The 23,158-nt window shown below is 66.6% G+C and carries 3 protein-coding genes; all 3 read left to right on the forward strand.

Annotation, left to right across the window (positions count from 1 at the left end; all coding sequences use genetic code 11):
* Positions 1-409 precede the first annotated feature (409 nt).
* The 3 genes from LT40_RS02225 (at position 410) to LT40_RS02235 (ending at position 23,145) form a co-directional block, all read left to right on the forward strand.
* On the forward strand, positions 410-19,363 hold the full coding sequence (locus tag LT40_RS02225) for a BapA/Bap/LapF family large adhesin (RefSeq protein WP_043185981.1): 18,954 nt from the start codon (positions 410-412) through the stop codon (positions 19,361-19,363).
* A 117-nt stretch (positions 19,364-19,480) separates the two neighbouring features.
* The gene (locus LT40_RS02230; protein ID WP_420329672.1) at positions 19,481-20,968 is read left to right on the forward strand and encodes a TolC family outer membrane protein; all 1,488 of its coding nucleotides are present in this window, start codon (positions 19,481-19,483) and stop codon (positions 20,966-20,968) included.
* On the forward strand, positions 20,965-23,145 hold the full coding sequence (locus tag LT40_RS02235) for a type I secretion system permease/ATPase (protein WP_043185983.1): 2,181 nt from the start codon (positions 20,965-20,967) through the stop codon (positions 23,143-23,145). Before LT40_RS02230 ends, LT40_RS02235 begins: the two co-directional genes overlap by 4 nt.
* Positions 23,146-23,158 lie beyond the last annotated feature (13 nt).

Raw genomic sequence — 23,158 nt, forward strand, 5'->3', positions numbered from 1 at the left:
TACTTACCGCGCTAACTATTGCCGTGCCACTTATTGTGATCTTCAGTTCTATCGTGATAGCAATCTGATATTTTAAAAATGTTATAAATCGTCAGCTCTTGAGTGCCATCACGTACTAGCCTATCGGATATGTGGCGCAGCGCCATAACGCTGATCAACTTTCAGCGTGATTATAAAAGTCGATCTAAAACAGGAAGTTAGAAGTTTAAGGTGGGCTCGGTATGGAAAACCGTCAATTGTTCATCGTGCCGTTTGATGGGTACGGATGAATCGATTCAATTTGCGATCTCCCGTTCGGGACACGTACAGGAACAGACCCTGAATCACTGGCGTCGGTTGTCGCCGAGTGCGAGTGAAGTTGTGTGTGTGGTGCCTCGTAGTGCGCCGCAAGAATCTGCTAGGAGCAAGTATGGACAGTATCGTTGTTGCTGCGAAGTCGGCGGAAAACACTTCGGAAATCGCGTGGGGCAATATAAAGCTGCTGGATACCAGCCTGGTCAAACTGCCAGTAGACCCCAGCGATGTCGCGTCAGCCACGCGGTCCGGCAACAACCTTACAGTAACCCTGAAATCCGGCGAACAAGTCACGCTGGGTGACTTCTTCAAGGTCGACGCGGCCGGACAGCAAAGCGAGCTGGTGTTCGAAGGCCAGGACGGCTTTCTCTGGCGCGCCAGTTACGGCGAACCATTCACCGGCTTTACTTTTGCCGAAGCCACGACCGCGGAAGAGCTGCTGCTGGCTGGTGCGGCGGCAAGCGGCGCAACGTCCGGCTGGCTGCTGGCCGCGTTCGGCTTGCTCGGCGTAGGCGCCACCGGTGCTGCGGTATCGGGCGGTGGTGGCGGCGGTGGCGGAGGCGGTGGTGGTGGTGTCGTGACACCGCCGGTGGACCCCGTCCCGCCTATCGATACCACGCCGCCAGGTGCGCCCACCGGTCTCAGCTTCGCTGCCGACGGCAGCAGCGTATCGGGCCGGGGCGAAAGCAATGCGTCGGTGATCGTTCGCGATGCTCAAGGCAATGTCGTCGGCAATGGCACGATCGACGCCGATGGCAATTTCCAGGTGGTCTTCCCTGCGCCCCAGGCCAATGGCGAATCACTGGAAGTGATCGTCACCGACGGCTCGGGCAACAGCTCCGATCCAGTGGTGATCACTGCGCCTGATATCACTGCGCCTGCGGCGCCGGCTGGATTGGCGCTGAGTCCCGATGGCAGTACCCTGATTGGCACTGGCGAACCGGGCGCCACTGTCACCGTGACCAATTCAACCGGTGTGGTGCTAGGCTCGGCCGTGGTGGCGGCCGATGGCTCGTTCAGCCTGACCCTGACCCCGCCGCAAATCAACGGCGAAGCCTTGAGCGCCGCGCAGACCGACGCGGCGGGCAACCAGTCGCCGGCCGCAGGACTGATCGCGCCTGACCTGACGCCTGGACCGACCCCCGACCCGACGCCAGACCCTATCCCTGACACCACGGCTCCGAATGCTCCAACCGGCCTGGCTGTCAGTGCCGATGGCAGCGTTCTGACGGGGCGTGGTGAAGCGGGCACCGTGGTCAATGTCACCGATGCCGCTGGCAACGTGATCGCCACCGGGACGGTGGATGCCAATGGCAACTTCCGCGTGGACCTCAGTCCGGCCCAAGCCAACGGGCAAGGCCTGGGCGTGACCCTGACCGATGCGTCGGGCAATGTCTCGGCAGCCAGCAACGTGACCGCCCCGGACATCGAGGCCCCTGCAGCACCGAGCAACCTGAGCATCGATGGTACTGGGCTGGTGCTTAGCGGGCGCGCCGAAGCCGGCGCCATCGTGGTCGTGCGGGACGCCGCTGGCAACCTGCTGGGCTCGGGCACGGCGAATGCCAACGGCAGCTTCCAGATCACCTTGAACGCGGCCCAGGTCGACGGTGAGACCCTCACCGTGGTGGCCACCGATGCAGCGGGCAATGCGTCGCTGCCCGGCCAGTTGCAGGTGCCAGACCTTACCGTTTCCGAGCCGATCACCGAATTCGTCATCAGCGCCGATGGCTTCTCCTGCGGCGGGCGTGGCCAGGCTGGCGATACCGTGACCATCACCAATGCCGCCGGCGATGTGATCGGCAGTGCGCAGGTCAACGCCTTCGGGCGGTTTTTCATTCGCTTCGCGCTGCGCCTGACTCCGAACGAGGCGATCACCGCCACCCAGACCGATGAAAACGGCACCATCACCTCCACGCTGAGCGCGCTGGTGCCCGATGACATCGGCCCCGGCACCCCGGACAACCTCAACCTCAGCCAGGATGGATTGACCCTGACCGGTACCGGCAATGCCGGCGACACCGTACGCGTCTTCACCAGCCAGGGCGTGTTGCTGGGCAGTGCCCTGGTCAATGCCGACGGCACGTTCTCGATCACCCTTGGCCAGGCTCAGACCAATGGCGAGACCCTGACCCTCATTGCCACCGATTTCGATAACGAAAACTCGGTGCCCGTGCCGTTCGTGGCCGCCGACAGCACGGCTCCGGCCCTCGTCGGCAACGTTGGCTTTGGCGCCGACGGGACGACCCTGACCGGCACCGGCGAGCCGGGTGCCACGGTGACCGTGCGCGATGCGCAGGGCAACGTGATCGGCACCGCTACGGTGGACCAGGCCGGCAATTTCGTCGTGGCGCTGGCTCCGGCCCAGGCCGATGGACAAGTACTCAGCATTACCCAGACCGACGCGGCGGGCAACGTCTCGGCCGCGGTGCAAACGACAGCGCCCGATATCACCGCTGGCGTGGAGCTGAGCCAGGTGACCATCAGTGCTGACGGCACTCTGGTCAGCGGCCGTGGCCAGCCCGGCGACACCATTACCGTCACCGGCACGGGCGGGGTGGTCCTGGCCAGCGGCCCGGTTGCCGCCGACGGCACCTTCAGCCTCGTCCTCGATCCGGCGCAGACCAACGGCCAGGCGCTGCTGGTCGGTCAACAGGATGCGGCCGGCAATGCGTCGGCCACTGTCGGCCTGACCGCGCCGGACCTGGAAGCGCCCGTGGCGCCCAGCAACCTGGCGCTGGACGCCACCGGTACGCTGCTCTCGGGCCTCGGCGAGGCCGGTACGACGGTGACGGTCAAGAACGCTACTGGCATCGTGCTGGGTACGGTGCTGGTCGCTGCGGACGGCACCTTCCAAGTCACGCTTTCAGCGGCTCAGGTCAACGGCCAGGCGTTGACGGTGAGTGCCGTGGATGCCGCTGGCAACGGCTCGCCTGCGGTACCCTTCACGGCGCCGGACACGACCGCGCCGAATGCCGTCACCAATCTGCTGGTCAGCGCCGATGGCCTGACCCTGACCGGTCGCGGTGAGCCCGGCGCCACGGTCACCATCACCAACGCCAGTGGCGCGATCGTCGGCACCGCTACGGTCGGTGCCAACGGTAATTTCAGCACGGGCCTGGCTCCCGCCGTGGTCGAAGGCGATGTACTCACCGCCGTGCAGGCCGACGCGGCCACCAATGTCTCGCTGCCGGCGACCGTCGTTGCGCCCGATGCCATCGGCCCCGGAACGCCTGGCAATCTGGCCCTGAGCGGTGACGGTGTGCAGCTGACCGGTACCGGCAGCGTGAGTAACACGGTCAACGTGTTCGGCCCCCAAGGCAACCTGTTGGGCACTGCCACCGTCGGCGCCAATGGCACCTTCGTCATTACCCTGAACCCGGCCCAGACCAACGGCGAAGTGTTATCGGTGCTCGCCACCGATGCGCGAGGCGAGGACTCGGTACCGGTCGAAATCACCGCATTCGATTCGACCGCGCCTGATCCCGTGGGTGGCGTGACCATCAGCGCCAACGGTACGACTGTGACCGGTACCGGCGAAGTCGGCGCCACCGTTACGGTGCGTGGCGCCAACGGTGCCGTGATCGGCACGGCCACGGTGGCCACAGATGGCGCCTTCAGCGTCACGTTGAACCCGCCACAACTCAATGCGCAGTTGCTGCAGGTCACGCAGACCGATGCCGCCGGCAACAGCGCCACGGCTGTCGACCTGGTCGCGCCTGACCTGACCGCGCCCACTGCTCTGTCGCAGCTGGCCGTGAGCAATGACGGCCTGACCCTGACCGGACGTGGCGAGGTCGGCGCGACGGTCACAGTGCTGGCCCCGAACGGCGTGGCCCTGGGCAACGCGACGGTGGGCGGCGACGGCTTGTTCAGCGTTGCCTTGAACACGGCACAGACCAATGGCCAGAGCCTGAGCGTGAGCCAGAGCGATGCCGCTGGCAACCGCTCGCCGATCGCCATCGCACAAGCGCCCGACACCGATGCGCCTGCTGCGCCCGGCGCGCTGCAGCTCAACGGCAGCGGCACCGTGTTGAATGGTGTGGGCGAGGCGGGCGCCACCGTGCGCGTGGTTGATGCCAATGGCGTCGCGCTGGGCACTGCCGTGGTTTCCGCCAACGGCACCTTTCAAGTCACCCTCGTTCCGGCCCAGGCTAATGGCCAATTGCTGGAGGTGACCCAGACCGATGGCGCCGGGCAGACTTCGGTGCCGGTGGCAATCACCGCTGGCGACAGCACGGCGCCAGGCGCCTTGGCCAATGTGGCCCTGAGCCGCGATGGGCTGAGCGTGACCGGTACCGGTGAAAGCGGCGCCACGGTCACGGTACGCGCGGCCAACGGCGCCGTGCTCGGCAGCGCCGTGGTGGGCACCGACGGCACCTTCAGCATCGGGCTGACCAGTGCGCAGGTCAATGGCGAACGGCTGGGTGTGGCCCAGGCCGACCCAAGTGGCAATCTGTCGCCAACCACATTCGTTACCGCCGCCGATGTCACTCCGCCCGGCGCTCCAGCGGCGCTGGCGCTGGACGCCAGCGGCCTGGTGCTGAGCGGTACCGGCGAGGCCGGCGCCACGGTGCGCATCACCAACGCCCAGGGCACGCTGCTGGGCACTGGCACGGTTGCCGCCAATGGCACGTTCAGCATCACCTTGAGCGCACCGCAGACCAACGGCCAGAGCCTCAAGGCCGTGGCCACCGACGCGGCCAGCAACAGCTCGGCGGCCAGTACCCTGGTCGCTGCGGACACTACAGCGCCGGTTCCGGTCGGCAACCTGGCGATCAGCCCCAATGGGCTGACGCTGTCGGGCACCGGTGAAGCCGGTGCCAGCGTAGCAGTACGTGCTGCCAACGGCGATCTAATCGGCACCGGCACCGTGGGCGCCAATGGCATTTTCCTGATCACCTTGACGCGGGCGGCGGTGCAGGGCGACGTCTTGAACGTGATCGAGACCGATCCGGCGGGCAACGCCTCCACACCTGTCACCGTTAGCGGTCCGGACGGCACTGAACCGGTCGCCCCCGGCAACCTGGTGATCAGCCTGGACGGTGTGACCCTGACCGGTACCGCGCTGGCGGGCAACACAGTGACCGTGGTCAATGCGCAAGGTGTACTGCTGGGGTCGGCCGTGGCCAACGCTTCCGGCCAGTTCACTTTGACCCTGGCCCCGGCCCAGCACAACGGCGAGCTGCTCAGCGTGCAGGCCAGCGACGGTGTGCGGGTGTCTGTGCCCAGCTTGCTCACGGCGCTGGACGACACGCCACCGTCGGCCCTCGACAATGTGCTGCTCAGCGCCAACGGCAGCACCCTGAGCGGTACCGGTGAAGCCGGTGCCACGGTCAACGTGCGCGGTGCCCAGGGGCAGTTGCTCGGTACCGGCACGATTGGCACCGATGGCACCTTCAGCATCGCCTTCGTCCCCGCGCTGGTCGACCGGCAGGTGCTGACCGCCACGCAGACTGACCTGGGGGGCAACGTGTCGCCTGCGGTCAGCGTTACCGCGCCGGATTTCACGGCGCCAGCGGCTGCTTCGGGCTTGAGCCTGAACGCTGTGGGCACGTTGCTCAGTGGCCTGGGCGAAGCCGGCACCACGGTCGCCGTGCGCGACGCTGCGGGCACCGTCATCGGCAGCGGCAGCGTGGCCGCCGATGGCACGTTCCAGATCACCCTGAGCCCGGCGCAATTGACCGGTACGATTCTGCAAGTGACCTTGACGGACGGCGCCGGCAACGTCTCCCCGGTGGCCGCTCTGCCGGTTGCCGATGTCACCGCGCCTGGTGTGGTGACTGGCCTGCAACTCAACGTGGCGGGCACGGTGCTGACCGGCAAGGGCGAAGTGGGTGCGACCGTCAGCGTGACAGGCGCTGATGGCAGTGTGCTGGGCAGCGCCATCGTCGGCGCGACCGGCAGCTTCGTCGTCAACCTGGTGCCTGCGCAAGCCAATGGCGAAGTGCTCGACGTTCAACAGGCGGACGCGGCCGGCAACCTGTCGTTGCCGGTGGCAGTGATTGCCGCCGACGTGACCGCGCCCACCGCCTTGAACAATGTGGTCATCAGCGCCAACGGCGCGGTGGTCAGCGGCGTAGGTGAAGCCGGCGCCACGGTGCGGGTCTTGACCAGCGCGGGCGGCGAGCTGGGCACGGCAACGGTCGGCGCCGATGGGCGCTTCTCGATCAACCTGACGACGCCGCAGATCAATCTGCAATCGCTGACCGTGACCCAGGCCGATGCGGCGGGTAATTTCTCGGCCAACGTCAACCTGCTCGCGCCCGACCTGCAAGCCCCGAGCGCTCCGACCAATGTCGTGCTGACCGCGCAAGGCTCGGCCGTGACCGGCCTGGCCGAGACTGGCACGGTAGTCTCGGTGGTGGTCAGCGACGCCCAGGGTAACGTGCTGGGTACCGCGACCGTCGCTGCCAACGGCACCTTCCAGGTCAACCTGAACACCCCGCAGACCAACGGCCAGACCCTGCTGGTGACGTCCACCGACGCCGCTGGCAACGTGTCTACATCCATCACGGTCATTGCCGCCGACCTCACGGCGCCCACCCAGGCCACCGACCTTGCGGTCAACCCGGGCGGTACGTTGCTGGCCGGTAAAGGTGAAGTCGGTGCCACGGTCACGGTGTTCGATGCCCAGGGCACGCAGATCGGCACTGGTACCGTCGGGCCGAACGGAAGCTTTCTGGTCAACGTGACACCAGTCGCGCAGAACGCCGTGTTGAGCGTGATTCTCACCGATGGTGTTGGTAATGCTTCGTTGCCGGCCACGGTGACCGTGCCCGACGCCAACGGACCCGATCAACCGACCGCGCTGGCGCTCAGCGCCGATGGCCTGCGCCTGAGCGGTATCGCCGACGCGGGCAACATCATCACCGTGCGCGGCCCCAATGGCGTGCTCGGCACCACCACGGTCAATGCCGATGGCACCTTCCAATTGACTTTGAGTGCTGCGCAGACCAATGGCGAGTTGCTGGATGTGGTTGCCAGCACCGGTGGCTTCAATTCGCTGCCTGGCCAAGTCACGGCCGTGGACAGCACCGCGCCGGCATTGACCAACGTGGTCATCAGCAACGACGGCAGCCTGATCACCGGGCGCGGCGAGGCCGGTGCCACGGTGACTGTGCTCAACCCGGTCGGTGTGGCGATTGCCACCGCCACCGTTGGCGTCACTGGCCAGTTCAGCGTGACCTTGACGCCGCCGCAGATCGACGCGCAACGCCTGCAAGTGAACCAGGTCGATGCGGCCGGCAACAGCTCGACGCCGTCCACCGTGACCGCGCCAGACCTGACGGCGCCTGCAGGGGTGCTGCAGCCCCTGGTAAGCGCTGATGGCCTAGTGGTCACCGGGCGCGGTGAAGCCGGTGCGACAGTCACCGTGTTCGCCAGCAATGGCGTGGTACTGGGCAGCGGCGTGGTCGATGGCAATGGCGTGTTCAGCGTCAACCTCAACCAGGCACAGAACAACGGCCAGACCCTGACCCTGTTGCAGCGCGATCTGGCGGGTAACGAATCGCCGGTCGTCAACGTGCAGGCCGGCGACACCTCGATTCCCCTGGCGCCCGCTGCGCTGGGACTCGACAGCAGCGGGCTGTTGCTCAGCGGCACCGGTGAACCCGGCGCGAGCGTGCAGGTCAGAAACGCCAACGGTGACGTTGTCGGCAGCGGGGTGGTAGGCGCCAATGGTCGCTTCCAGATTACCCTGGACACGCCACAGGTCGCCGGGCAACTGTTGGCGGTCACGCAGAGCGATGCGGCCGGTAATACTTCACCTTCCACACCCGTGACCGCAGCGGACACCACGCCACCGACCGTGCTGATCAACGTTGCGTTGAGCAGCGATGGGCGGGTGGTGACCGGTACCGGTGAAGCCGGTGCCAACGTGACGGTACGCAGCGCTGCTGGCGTACCCCTGGGCAGCGCCGTAGTGGCCGCCGATGGCAGTTTCAACGTCATCCTCAGCAGTCCGCAAGTCAATGGCCAGACCTTGTCGCTGGTGCAGGTCGATGCCGCCAGCAACGCTTCACCCACGTTTACCCTGCAGGCCGCCGACATCACCGCGCCTGCCGCGCCGACCGACCTGTCGTTGAGCCGGGCGGGTACGCTGTTTTCCGGTGTCACCGAAGCGGGCGCCACTGTCAGCATCACCGGCGCGCAGGGCCAAGTGCTCGGCACAGGTGTGGCCGGCACTGACGGTACCTTTGCCATCACGCTGGCGTCGGCTCAAGCCAATGGCCAGACACTGCGGGTTACAGCCACTGACGGTGCGGGCAATACCTCGCTGCCAGGCACCCTGGTGGCTGCCGACATCACGCCACCCGTCGCGGTCAGCAATCTGGTGGTCAGCGCCGACGGCACCCTGCTCGGCGGCTCGGGCGAGGCCAATGCCACGGTGCGCATCACTGCCGCCAATGGCGATCTGCTCGGCACCGGCACGGTGAACGCGGGCGGTACCTTCCTGATTACCTTGAACCGGCCGGCCACGCTGGGCGACGTGCTGACCGTGATCGAAACCGATGCGGCGGGCAATCCGTCGTTGCCGGCCCAGGTCAACGGTCCGGATGGCGGCGCTCCGAGCACCCCGGCCAATCTGCTGCTGACCCTGGAAGGCGCGATCCTGACCGGTACCGGTTCGGCAGGCGCGGTTATCCGCGTCACCGGCAGCACTGGCGTGCTACTGGGCAGCGGCACCGTAGATGCATCGGGGACGTTCAGCATTCTGCTCGATACCCCGCAACGCAATGGCGAAGTGCTCAGCGTGCAAGCCAGCGACGCAATCGGCCGCGTGTCGATTGCGGTGCCCTTGACGGCCGCTGACACCACCGCGCCCGATGTCCTCGCTAACGTGCAGCTCAGTGCCAACGGCGCGCTGGTCACCGGTACCGGCGAGGCCGGTGCCCAGGTCACCGTACGCAATGCGTTGAATCAGTCGGTCGGTACCGCTACGGTGGCGACGGACGGCACGTTCACCGTGAATCTGGTACCTGTCCAGAACAACTTGCAAGTGCTTACCGTGACCCAGGCCGACACGGCTGGCAATTCGTCGCTGGGCGTGACCCTGATCGCACCGGACCTGACTGCGCCCGAAGCGCCGATCACGCTGGTGCTCAACGATGTGGGCACCGTGCTGACCGGCGTCGGCGAGGCAGGCGCTATCGTGGTGGTGCGCAATGCCTTGGGCGTTCAGGTCGGAACCGGTACCGTGAGCGCCTCCGGTACCTTCCAGATCACCCTGGACACGCCGCAGATCGACGGCGGTGCGCTGCGGGTCACCCTCAGCGACAGCGCAGGCAACGTGTCCCTTGCAGGCAACGTGGTCGGCCGCGACACCCTCGCTCCGGTGGCGGTGGTAACCCCGCTCATCAACGCCGACGGCAGCCTTGTCACCGGACGCGGCGAAGCAGGTGCTACCGTTACGGTGACCAGTGTCAGTGGCGCTGTACTGGGCTCGGCCCTGGTGGCGGCCAATGGTACCTTCAGCCTGGTGCTCAACCCGCCCCAGGCCAACGGCCAGCTGCTGGATGTGTTGCAGACCGATGCCGCCGGCAACGCTTCAGTGCCGGTGGCGATCAGCGCCCCGGACATCACCCCGCCTACTGCCCTTGACGCCGTGCTCATCAGTGCCGATGGCCTGGTGGTCACCGGCCGTGGCGAGGCCGGTGCGACCGTTCGTGTGCTGGTGGGCACGACCGAACTGGGCAGCGCCCAGGTCAATGCCAGCGGCCAGTTCACCGTCACCCTGAGCAACCCGCAGGTCAACCTGCAACAGCTCACCGTCAGCCAGGTCGATGCTGCGGGCAACTTCTCCGCCAACGTCACCGTGATCGCCCCGGATCTGCAGGCACCGGCAGCACCGACCAATGTGGTCCTCAGCCCACAGGGTGGGGCAGTGATCGGCCAGGCGGAGCCGGGCAGTGTGGTCTCGGTGGTGGTCAGCGACGCCCAGGGCAATGTGCTGGGCAGCGCCACGGTGGCCGCCAACGGTACCTTCCAGGTCGACCTGGCGTTCCCGCAAACCAACGGCCAGACACTGCTGGTGACCTCCACCGACGCTGCCGGCAATACTTCGACCAGCGTCACCGTGATCGCCGACGACCGCACCGCGCCGGATGCGCCGATTGCCTTGGGTGTCAGCCTCGATGGCCTGACCGTGGTCGGCCAGGGCGAAGTCGGCGCCACCGCCAACGTGCGCGCCGCCAACGGCGACCTGCTCGGCACCGGTATCGTCGGCCCGAACGGCACCTTCAGCGTCGTGCTCAATCGCGCTGCCACTGAAAACGAGGTGCTCAACGTCACCTTGACCGATGCGGCCACCAACGTTTCGACGGCGGCAACCGTCGTGGCGCCGGACGTGAACGGTCCTGATCAACCCACTGCACTGCTCCTGAGCGGCGACGGCTTGAGCCTGAGCGGGCAGGGCGATGTGGGCAACACCATCACTGTACGCAGCGTGACCGGCGCAGTCCTGGGCACGGCTGTGGTCGACGCCAACGGCAACTTCCAGGTTGCACTGAACGCGGCGCAAACCAACGGCGAGACATTGGAAGTCGTCGCCACCAGCGGCGCCCTGGTGTCGTTGCCGGCGCTGATCACGGTGGCCGACATCACGCCACCCGGTGTCATCACCAATCTGCAGGTCAGCCTCGACGGCACCCAGGTCAGCGGGCGCGGCGAAGCAGGGGCCACCGTGACCATTCGCGGCCCTGACAACGCCGTACTGGGCACGACGACGGTCGGTGTCACCGGCGCATTCAGCGTGGCACTCAACGACGCACAAACCAACGGCGAGGTGCTCACGGCCGTGCAGGTCGACGGTGGCAACAACCCGTCGGCTGCGGCCACCGTCACCGCTCGCGACAGCACGCTGCCCAATGCCCCGGTAGCGACTCTCAATCCTGGCGGCACGGCGGTCAGCGGCACTGCCGAGGCGGGTACCGTGGTCAGGGTCATCGTCAGCGATGCCCAGGGCAACATACTCGGCACCACGATCGTAGCGCCCGATGGCAGCTATGAGATCGATCTGCTTGAAGCCCAGGCTAACGGCCAGACCTTGCTGGTGACCTCGACCGATGCGGCAGGCAATGTATCGGCGACCACCATGCTGTTTGCGCCGGACATCACGCCACCGGCGCAGGTGACCGGTCTGGTCATCAGCCCCAACGGCGACCTGCTGGCCGGGCGCGGCGAGGCAGGTGCCCGAGTGACCGTGCGCGATGCTGGCGGGAACAGCGTCGGTACCGGCCTGGTCGGTGCCACCGGCAGCTTCATTGTCACCCTGACTACCCCCGTCGTTCCTGGCGCCGTGCTCACAGTGGTGCAGCAAGATACCGCCGGTAATCCGTCCATTGGCCTGAACATCACTGCACCGGACGGTACCGGTCCGGATCAACCGAGCGCCTTGGTGCTCACTACCAATGGCCTGCAACTGAGCGGCCAGGCCGACGCCGGCAACACCGTGACCGTGCGCAGCGCCACGGGCGTGGTGCTGGGTACGGCCGTGGCCGACGTCAATGGTGCGTTCACGATCGTTCTGTCGACCGCGCAACTCAACGGCGAACAGCTTGAAGTGATTGCCAGCCTGGGTGCGCAGGTCTCGGTACCTGCGCCATTCCAGGCGCTCGATGTGACCGCGCCCGGGGCGCTGACCGATCTGGTGGCCAGTGCAGATGGCACCCAATTGACCGGTCGTGGCGAAGTGGGCGCGACGGTCAGGGTCATTGCACCTAATGGCGATGTACTGGGCAGCGTGGTCATCGGTGTCACCGGCACCTTCACCGTGCCGTTCAGCGCAACGCAACTGAGCGGCGGCAACCTGGTGGTGTCGCAGACCGACGCGTCGGGCAACGTCTCACCAACCTCGCTGGTACCAGCGGTGGACAGCACGCCGCCGGTGGCTCCAAGTGCCACCGTCGAGCTCAACGGCAACGCCGTGGTGGGCACGGCCGAACCGGGCACCGTGGTCACGGTGATCGTCAGCGATGCCCAGGGCAATGTTCTGGGAAGCGCCACGGTTGCTTCCGACGGCAGCTACCAGGTCGTCCTCGATGCGGCGCAGACCAACGGCCAAACGCTGCTGGTCACCTCCACCGATGCGGCTGGCAACGTGTCGTCGACAACCATCGTGGTCGCACCCGACATCACGGTGCCCGATCCGGTCACCAACCTGGTGGTCAGCGCCGATGGGGCACTGTTGACCGGCAAGGGCGAGATCGGTGCGCTGGTCACGGTACTTGGTGCGGGCGGTGCGTCCGTGGGTACAGCCACGGTCGACGGCAATGGCAACTTCACCGTCACGCTCAATCCGGTCTCCGGTGACCGCACCCTGCTGAGCGTTACCCAGGCCGACCTGACGGGCAACGTCTCGGCCCCTGCCACCGTTACCACGCCCGACACCAATGGTCCGGATGTGCCGACGGCGTTGGTGCTCGGCGTCGACGGTCTGCAGGTGACAGGGCAGGGCGACGTCGGCAACCTGATCACCGTGCGCAACCTGCAGGGCACCGTATTGGGTACGGCGATCGTCGATGGCAACGGGGTGTTCCAGGTCCAACTGTCCACGGCGCAGCTCAATGGTGAGATCCTTCAGGTCACTGCCGCCGACGGCGCGCTGATCTCGCTGCCCGCACAATTGACGGCAACCGACGTAACCGCACCGACCAACCTCGGCGACCTGGCGGTGAGCCTGGACGGCACCGTGCTGACCGGTCGCGGTGAAGCCGGCGCCACGGTGGTCGTTACTGGCCCTGGCAACGTCATCCTGGGCACCGCCGTAGTGGCAGTGACCGGAATCTTCACCGCCACCCTGGCCACGCCACAGCTCAACGGCCAAGCCTTGAGCGTGGTGCAGACCGACGTTGCCGGCAACGCTTCGCTGGCGCTGGTCACCCTCGCCGGCGACCGTACCCCACCGGCGGCACCTGTCGATCTGCTGGTCATCAACCAGGGCCTGGTGCTGACCGGTACCGGTGAGCCAGGTTCGCTGGCCACCGTCACCAATGCCCAGAACATCGTTCTGGGCACCGCCACGGTCCTGCTGGACGGCAGCTTCCAGGTCGTATTGAACCAGGCCCAGGTCAATGGCCAGGCGCTGGGAGTGACCCTCACCGATGCCGCGGGCAACGTATCGGTGCCAGGCGCTGTCCTGGCCGGCGACACCACCGCTCCGGTGGCCTTGACCAATATCACCATCAGCAACGACGGCGCCCTGACCAGTCTGCTCAGCGGCAAGGGAGAACCCGGCGCCGTGGTGACCGTGACACGGGTCGACGGGACCGTGCTGGGCAATGGCACCGTGTCGGCTGCGGGTAATTTCAGCATCACCCTGACCCCGGCGGTTGCTACTGGCGAGCCACTGAATCTGGTGCAGATCGACGCAGCGGGCAACGTCTCGCCGACTGCGACCATCAATTCACCGGACACCACCGCGCCTGATCCGCTGACCCAGGTGGCGATCAATCTCACCACCGGGGCCACCGTGACCGGGCGTGGCGAAGCCGGGGCCACCGTGACCGTCAAGGATGCGGCCGGCGTGGTGCTGGGCACCGCGCAGGTGGCCGGTGACAACAGCTTCGTGGTGACCTTGTCGCCAGCGCAGATCAATAACCAACCGTTGACCGTCGCGCAGACGGACAGCGCCGGCAACGTCGGCGCGAGCACAGCGATTTTCGCGCCCGACCTGACCCCCCCGGCGGCGCCGACGCAACTGGTCCTCAATACGGCAGGCACCGTGCTCAGCGGCGTGGGCGAAGTCAATGCCACGGTCATCGTGAAGAATGCGGCGGGCGCGACCCTGGGCACGGCAACCACCGTGGGCGCCGATGGCACCTTCCAGGTCACCCTCCCGGCGCAGCTCAACGGCCAGTCGCTGGTGGTGACCTTGACCGATGCGGCCGGCAATGTATCAGGGCCGGGCAGCTTGGTGGCGCCCGATGTCACGCCACCGGCGGCGCCGACCATTCTGGCGCTGAACGCGACCGGCACCCTGCTCACCGGTACCGGTGAGCCAGGCGCGCAGCTGGTCATTCGCAACAACCTCAATGTCTCGGTGGGCACCGGTACGGTCAACGCCGACGGCACCTACAGCGTTACGCTGAGCGTGCCGCAGATCAATGGCGAAGTGCTCAGCGTGCGTCAGGTCGACGCCGCCGGCAACGCTTCAGTGGCGGTCACCGTCACTGCCAGCGACCTGCAGGCTCCGAGCGCCCTGGTCAACCTGACGGTGTCGAGCAACGGCCTGCAACTGATCGGCAGCGGCGAAGCCCTGGCGCGCATCGTGGTCAAGAACGTGCTGGGCGTGCAGATCGGCGCGGCGACTGCCGATGCCAATGGCCTTTTCACGGTCAACCTGGCCACCCCGCAGCTCAACGGTCAGGTACTGATCGTTACCCAGGCCGACGTGGCCGGCAACGTGTCGCTGCCGTTCAACTTCCCGGTCCCCGACGTCACCGCACCGCTGGCCCTGACCCTGACCGCGGTCAGTACCGACGGTCGCATTGTCAGCGGGCGTGGCGAAGCGGGCGCGACGGTCACCGTCACCGGACCGCTAAATGCGGCGCTGGGCACGGCAGTCGTTGCCGCCGACGGCACGTTCAACGTCACCTTGAGCACGCCGCAGACCAACTTCGAAGCCTTGCTACTGGTCCAGCGCGATGCCGCAGGAAACGTTTCCACCGGCGTCACCGTCAATGCCCCGGACCTCACGCCACCGGCGCTGCCGACCGGCCTGGGCCTGAGCGTCGACGGTCTGGTGTTCAACGGCACGGCTGAAGCCGGTGCACGGGTGTTCGTGGCCAACGCCCAGGGTGTCTCGCTGGGCAATGTGCTGGTCGGCGCCAACGGCACCTTCAGCGTGCCGCTGAGCCTGGCCCAACTCAACGGCGGCACCCTGGAGGTGTATGCCCAGGATGCGGCGGGCAACAAGTCCGCGTTGGCGCGCTTGAGCGTTCCGGATATCACCCCGCCGAGCCTGGCCACGCAGTTGGTGGTGAATGCCGACGGCACCCTGCTGACCGGCAAGGGCGAAGCGGGGGCGACCGTCAGTGTCGGCCTGGTGGTCGGCCAGACGCCTGTGGTGCTGGGCACCGCCGTGGTCGATGCCAACGGCAACTTCCAGGTGCCGCTGGTGCCGGCTGCGCTGGGCGGGCAATTGCTCACGGTCATCCAGACCGATGCGGCGGGCAATCCGTCGGCAGGCGCTGCCTTGAACATTCCATTGGAGCTGCCACCTGCAGCACCGCTGGCGAGTGCCATCACCAGCAATGGCGTGACCCTGACCGGCACCACCGAGGCCGGCACCACGGTGGTCGTGCGCAGTGCGGCTGGAGTCGTGCTGGGGAGCGGCGTAGCCACGGGTACCACCTTTACCGTGACCCTGAATCCGCCGCAAGCCAATGGCCAGGTGCTGGAACTGCACGCCACCAAAGGCGCACTGACCTCGGTTGCGACTTTCTTTACTGCTGTGGACAGCACTGCGCCAGTGCCGATCACCGAGCTCAACGTCAACGGTACCGGTACGCTCGTAACCGGTCGCGGCGAGGTGGGTGCGACCGTGCGGGTCAGCAATGCCGCCGGCGCAGTGGTCGGGACGGGCATCGTGGGCCTGAACGGCACCTTCGCCGTGCTGCTGCCGGTGGCCCAGGCCAATGGTGGCGTGTTGACGGCGGTGCAGGTCGATGCCGCGCAGAACGTGTCGACACCGGTCACCGTGGCCGCGCCGGACATCATCGCGCCACTGGCCCCGGTGGTAACCGGTCTGGGCAATGCCGGGCAACTTCTGAGCGGTACCGGTGAGGCCGGCGCCATCGCCACGGTGTACAACGCCGCGGGTGCAGCGATCGGTTCAGCCACCGTTCTGCCCAACGGTACCTTCGCCGTGACATTGAACAGCCCGCAGCTCAACGGCCAGTTGCTCAGCGTCAAGCTGACTGACGCGGCGGGCAACGCTTCGGTGGCAACACCGTTCCTGACGCTCGACACCACGCCGCCAGCAGCACTGGTCAACGTCGCCCTGGCCACCAGCGGCAGCACCGTGACCGGGCAGGGCGAGGCCGGCGCGCGGGTGACCGTCAGCGTAGGCGGGGTTGCCCTGGGCAATGCCGTGGTCGATGCCAGTGGCAACTTCAGCGTCAACCTCAGCGCTGCGCAGCTCAATGGCCAGCAACTGACTGTAATACAGACCGACACCGCGGGCCTGACGTCACCGATCACCACGCTTACGGCGCGCGATGTCACTGCGCCGAATGCACCGACCGCTTTGGTATTGGTCGGCGGCCTGAGCTTGAGCGGCGTGGGTGAGGCCAACAGTACCGTCAAGGTCTACGGGGCCAACAACACCCTGCTGGCCGAGGGGCCGGTCAACGCCCTGGGCTTGTTCACCGTGACGCTGGCATCGCCGCAGCTCAACGGCGGTGCTCTGCGCGTGACCCTGACCGACGCGGCCGGCAACGTGTCCGCCGTGGGTCAATTGGGTGTCGCCGACACCACGCCACCCGCTGCGCCTACCGCCGCCATCAGCGCCAGCGGCACCGTGGTTTCGGGCACCGGCGAGGTGGGGGCCACAGTCACCGTGCGCAGCGGTACCAGCGTGCTTGGCACGGCTGTGGTCGCCGCCAACGGCACCTACAGCGTTACCCTCAATGCGGCGCAGATCAACAGCCAGGTGCTGACCGTCAGCCAGGCCGATGCCGCCGCCAATGTGTCGCCGACGGCCACCACCACGGCCCCGGACTTGACGCCGCCAAGCTTGGCGACCGGCCTGATCGTGGCCGGTGACGGCCTGACCCTGCGCGGCACCGGCGAGCCTGGCGCTACCGTCAGTGTCAAAGCTGCCAATGGCGTTGTGCTCAACCTGGCGCCGGTGACCGTTGCCGCCGATGGCACCTTCGTCGTGGCCTTGAACGCTGCGCAGATCAACGGCGAACGCCTGAGCGTCACCCTTACCGACGGGCGCGGCAACGTCAGCGCCGGTGCGGCGGTGGTGGCACCAGACATCGACGTCAACGAACCGGTGATCGCTTCCAGCAACCTGGCGACGGCAACCGTGAACATCACGCCGGTGACGGTGGACAGCGTTTACACCAACACCAGCGTCAGCCTGCTGCTGGGCCAAGTGAAAGCCTTCGGCTTCACTGTCGCCGCCGGTACCGTCACCGATCCGTTGATCACAGTGACCAACAATGCGGCGCTCGGTGTGTTGCCCGCTTCGGCCTTCGCCCTGGAGGTGCAGAACGCTGCGGGCAATTGGGTTACCCTGGCCAACAGCACCACCAATCCGCAGTTGCTCAATCTGATCGGGCTGGGCTCCAACCAGGTCCAGGCCGACATCGGTGTGCTGCAAGCTGGCAACTACCGGCTGACCGTGGCCAGCAACCTGGTGTCGCTGCTCGACAGCCTGACCACCCAGATCCAGTTCTCCACCACCAGCCTGACCCAGTTCACCGGCACGCCGGTTGCGCTGAACGGCAACGTGATCACCGACCCTGGCGTGAACGGCCTGGCCGATCGCACCGGGCCGGACAACGGCGCAGTGCTGCAGGTGCTCAAGAACGGCACCTACGTGAGCGCCGGTGCGGGCACCGTGGTGCAAGGCCTGTACGGTCAGCTGAGCATCGATGGCACGGGCAAGTACACCTACAACCCGAGCGGGGCCGTCGCCAGCGTGGGCAAGGTGGAAGACTTCCAGTACCAGTTGGTGCATCCCAATGGCCTGAGCTCCAGCGCCCATCTGTATGTGCGCATCGACAGCGCCAACGTCGATGAGGTGTGGAACCCCGCTAACCTGGCCGCCAACGCCACGCTGGTGGATGCGGTCAACGATACTGCGGCGAGCGCCTTGAGCCTGGTCGGCCAGTTCACCGACACCACGGCCACGGTGGGTCGCTACGACAGCGGATTGCTCGGCGGGCGTGGCGAGTTCAACTTCAACGTTGCGCCGAACACCTCCAGCGACCTGACCTTGTCCGTGACCGGCAGTGGCTTGTCGTTGCTGTCGCCGGTCACGTTCGTGTTGGCCAAGCTGCAAGCCAACGGTAGCTACGTGCAAGTAGGCTCCTACTCCGGCGCCAACCTGATCGCAGTGGGTAGCGCGGGCCTGGGTGTGCGGGTCGAGGACCAGACGGCGGGCACCTACCGCCTGACCATCACCAACGGCGGCCTGGGCGTGGCGTCCAGCTACACCGCCAACGTGCGTCAGGAGGCCACCTCGACCAATACCTTCGTGGTCGGCAGCGCCACCACAGCGGTGGGCAACCTGCTCACCGGCGTGGGCGCCGATGTGGTGGGCTCGCCGTACACCTCGCTCAGCGTGTTGAGCGCCGGTGCCTTCGTGCTGCCGGGGGTGAACGGCGTCAGCATTGCCGGTGCCCATGGCTCGCTGCTGGTCAATGCTGACGGCAGCTACGCCTACACGCCGACCTTGAACCAGAGCAGCACCGCGGTCGGCCAGAGCGACGTGTTCACCTATCAACTCAACCACCCAACCGGGGCCAGCGATACCGCGACCCTGACCATCAACCTCAACAATGCGGCCACGCCAGCCACGTTCGCGCGCCTGGCAGCGTTCGACAGCGACGACAGCAGCACCGTCCATGCGGCGGTTGCCGACAGCGACCGGCACGATCAGCAAGGCACTTTGGGCGACGACATACTCGATGGCGCCCAGGGCGGTGCGCTGACCCTGCAAGGGCATGATGGCAACGACACCCTCGTCATCTACGACCAGGCCTTCGCCTCGGTGGACGGCGGTGCCGGGACCGACACGCTGAAGTGGAACGGCGGCGATGCCGACATCGACCTGAGCGATCTGGCGGCGCGCATCAACAACATCGAGGTCATCGACCTGAATCAGTCCAGCAAGGTCAACCTGACCTTGAGCCTGAGCGACCTGCTGTCGGTCACCGACGCCAGCACCGACAAGCTGCTGATTCTGGGCGACAGCCACGACACCGTGCACATGACCGGCGCGACCTGGGCGCCGGGCGCCATACAGACGGACAACGGCGTGCAGTACAACGTCTACACTCCCCAGGAGGACCCCTCGCACCATCTGTGGGTCCAGAGCGGTATCAGTGTCGTTTGATACGCGCAACCAACGCCGGGCCCTCGGGCCCGGCGCCGCGGCAGGAAGTCGCACGCCGCCCGCAGTGGGCGTGCCGTCAAGAACAGGAAGTGGGGGATTGGCTTGAAGTGCACCTCTTTGGCAACACAGCTTTCGGTGGCCATCCTGGCACTGGGTATCACACCGCTCTACGGCCTGCCGGCCCACGCCGCAGACACCCTCGAACCCGGGCTCAAGGTCATCAGCCCAAGCAAACTGGAAACCCGCTCCGCCAAGACTGACGGGCGCCGTCCACACAATGCCGTCAGGCCGGCGGCACAGCCCAGTGCCGTAGCCACGGGCGCTCGGCTCGATGACGCCGATCTGCTTGCGCCGCAAGCCGGCAGCCAGCTGGGCCTGATTCAGGCTGCCCGCCTGGCGGTGGAATGGCACCCCAGCATCGGTGAGGCGATCGGCACGCTGTACCAGCAGGGCGAAGGCATCAACGTGGCGCGGGCCGGCTACTACCCGCGGATCACCGGTGGGCTGCGCGGCGGTCTCGACAGCTCCTACGGGGGCAACGGCACCAGCCAGGCGGTGAATATTTCGCTCAAGCAGATGCTCTACGACTTCGGCAAGGTCGACAGCGCGGTCGATGTCGCCAAGGCGCGGGTCGCGCGCAGCCAGGCCCAGGTGCTGCTCAGCATCGACCAGGTGGCACGCGACACGTCCCATGCCTACATCGAGGTGCAGCGCTACCAGCGGCTGCTGGAAGTCGCCCGCGAGCAGATCAAGGGCATCGCCGGCATCGCCGAGCTGGCCCGCCAGCGCAGCGACATGGGCGCCGCGACCCGCTCGGACGTGGTCCAGGCGAAGTCGCGCGAAGACGGCGCGCGGGCCACGCTGCTGCAGTACCAGGCGCTGTACAACCGCTGGCGGGCCAACCTGATCAACCTGGTCGGGCGCGCCGCGCCGTTCGACGTCAACGATGACTTCCCGCAGTCGTTGCAGGCCTCCTGCAACGCTGCCGAGCCCGACATGAACGTCTTGCCGGGCATCCTGCTGGCCAACGCGCAACGCGTCGAAGCCCAGGCGGCGATTCGCCAGGCCCGCGCCGAAGGGCTTCCGACGCTGTCCGTCGACCCCACCCTCAACCACTACCTGGACAGCAACTACAACAGCAACAATTCCAACATCGACCGGACCCAGGCGGGGATTTTCATCAACCTCGACGTGCCGTTTTACCAGGGCGGCGCCACCACTGCGCGCACTGCTGCGGCCACCTACGCCCTGACCGCCGCCGATTCGGCCGAAGACGCTGCACGGTTGCAGGCCCGCCAGGGGCTGTTCGAAGCCCAGGCCCAGACCGCCAGCCTGGACCGTCGGCTCGGCTCGCTGCAGTACCGCCAGACCAGCATCGTCGAAGCCCGCGAGCTGTATGGCCAGCAATACCTGGAACTGGGCACGCGGCCGCTGCTGGACCTGCTCAACGCCGAGCAGGAGATCCACCAGTCGCGCTTCGATCTGGCCAACACCAAGGCTGACCTGCGCCGCCTGCAGATCGACTGCCTGTACAGCACCGGCGCCCTGCGCAGTGCCTACCGGATCGACCGTAGCACCATCCAAGGCGTGGAGATCCTGCCATGAACGATGCCGTGAACCTGCCGTTGGACCCCGAGACGGCGCAACCCCACGAAACCTTTACGCGCCAGGATTACCAGGTCTGGCTCGACGCGATCCTCGCCGTGGCACGCCATTACCGTCTGGAGTGCTCCGCCGAAAACGTGCGTATCGCATCGATGCGTGCCGACGATTCCAGCGTCGAGGACGTGCTGCGGCAGATGGCCCGCCAGGCCGGACTGACGATCAAGTTCGCCCGCTACGACCCCACCACCCTGACCCAGTGGCGCACGCCGCTGGTGGTGCAGCTCAAGGATGGTCAGGTCGGCGTCATCCAGGTGCTGGGCGACGACGAGCAAGTCGGCATCGCCTACAGCGGCGATCAGGGGCTGCAAAGCAGCATCGACCGCCAGACCCTGCTGGACAATGCCCTGCGCACGGTGATCCTGCGCCCGGCCCGGCCGGTCAGCGATGTGCGCACCAACGACTACATCAAGCCCTACGACGAACACTGGTTCCGCAAGATCGTCTTGCGTGACCTGCGGCCCTACGGCCACGTCATGCTGGCCTCGCTGGTGGCCAACATCCTCGGGCTGGGCGGGGTGCTGTTCTCCATGCAGGTGTACGACCGGGTGATCCCGGCCGAATCGCTGCCTACCCTATACGTGCTGTTCGGCGGCGTGCTGCTGGCGATTTTCTTCGATTTCATCATGCGCATCATGCGCATGAAGATCACCGACCTGCTCGGCAAGCGCGCCGACCTGCGCGTCAGCGACCTGGTGTTCGGTCACGCCATGCGCCTGCGCAACTCGGCACGGCCCAAGTCCACCGGCTCGTTCATCTCGCAGCTGCGCGAACTGGAATCGCTGCGCGACCTGATCACCTCCAGCACCGCCACGGCGCTGGCCGACCTGCCGTTCTTCCTGATCTTTCTGGTGGTGTTCTACCTGATCGGTGGGCCGCTGGTGCTGATTCCGCTGTGCGCACTGGTGGCCATGGTGGTGCCGGGGCTGATGGCCCAGCGCAAGCTGGCCCGCCTGGCCAACGAGTCGATGCGCGAGTCGGCGTTGCGCAACGCCATGCTGGTGGAAACCGTGCAGGGCATGGACGACATCAAGAGCCTGCAGGCCGAGCAGCGTTTCCAGCAGCAATGGAACCACTACAACGCCGTGGCGGCAGACAGCAGCCTGCGCCTGCGCACCTTGACCAATGGCTTGGTGGCCTGGACCCAGAACGTACAGAGCGCGGTGTTCGCCATCGTCATCGTGTTCGGTGCACCCATGGTGATCGCCGGCGACCTCACCACCGGCAGCCTGGTGGCGGCCTCGATCCTGGCCTCGCGGATGATGGCGCCGGTCTCGCAGCTGACCCATGTGCTGACGCGCTGGCAACAGGCCAAGGTGGCCCTGGAAGGGCTCAACCGCCTGATGCTGCTGCCTGTCGATCACCCCGAAGGCGCCCAGCGCGTGCACTTGCCGGTCATCGGCGGTCGCTACGAGCTCAAGCGTGCCAGCTTCAAGTACAGCGAGGAATCACGCACCCCGGCGCTGACAGTGAACGAGCTGAGCATCGCCCCGGGCGAACGCATCGCCGTGCTCGGTCGCAACGGCGCCGGCAAGTCGACCCTGCTCCAGGCACTGGCCGGCGGCCTGGACCTGAGCGCCGGCAGCATCAGCCTCGACGGCGTCGCCCTGGGCCATATCGACCCGGCCGACGTGCGCCGCGACATCGGCCTGCTCACGCAGAACTCGCGGCTGTTCCACGGCAGCCTGCGGGAAAACCTGATCATGGGCGCCGGGCAGGCTTCGGACCAGGAAATCATCGCCGCGCTGGAAATCACCGGTGCCCTGGATTTCGTACGGCAGTGCCCGACCGGCATGGATCACCTGATTCTCGAAGGTGGCCTCGGCCTGTCGGGTGGCCAGCGCCAATCGCTGCTGCTGTCGCGCCTGCTGATCCGTCAGCCGCACATCCTGCTGCTCGACGAACCCACCGCGTCCCTGGACGAGACCACCGAGCGCCGTCTGATCCAGAACCTGGCGACCTGGGGCCAGGGCCGCACGATCATCGTCGCCACCCACCGCACCAGCGTGCTGGCCCTGGTCGACCGCATCATCGTCGTCGACAACGGCCAGGTGGTCATCGACGACACCAAGGAAAACGCCATCGCCAAACTGTCGCGTCCCAAGGGCGTGGCTCAATAAAGGAGGGCAGGGC

The sequence above is a fragment of the Pseudomonas rhizosphaerae genome (genome assembly GCF_000761155.1).
Taxonomy (GTDB): Bacteria; Pseudomonadota; Gammaproteobacteria; order Pseudomonadales; family Pseudomonadaceae; genus Aquipseudomonas; species Aquipseudomonas rhizosphaerae.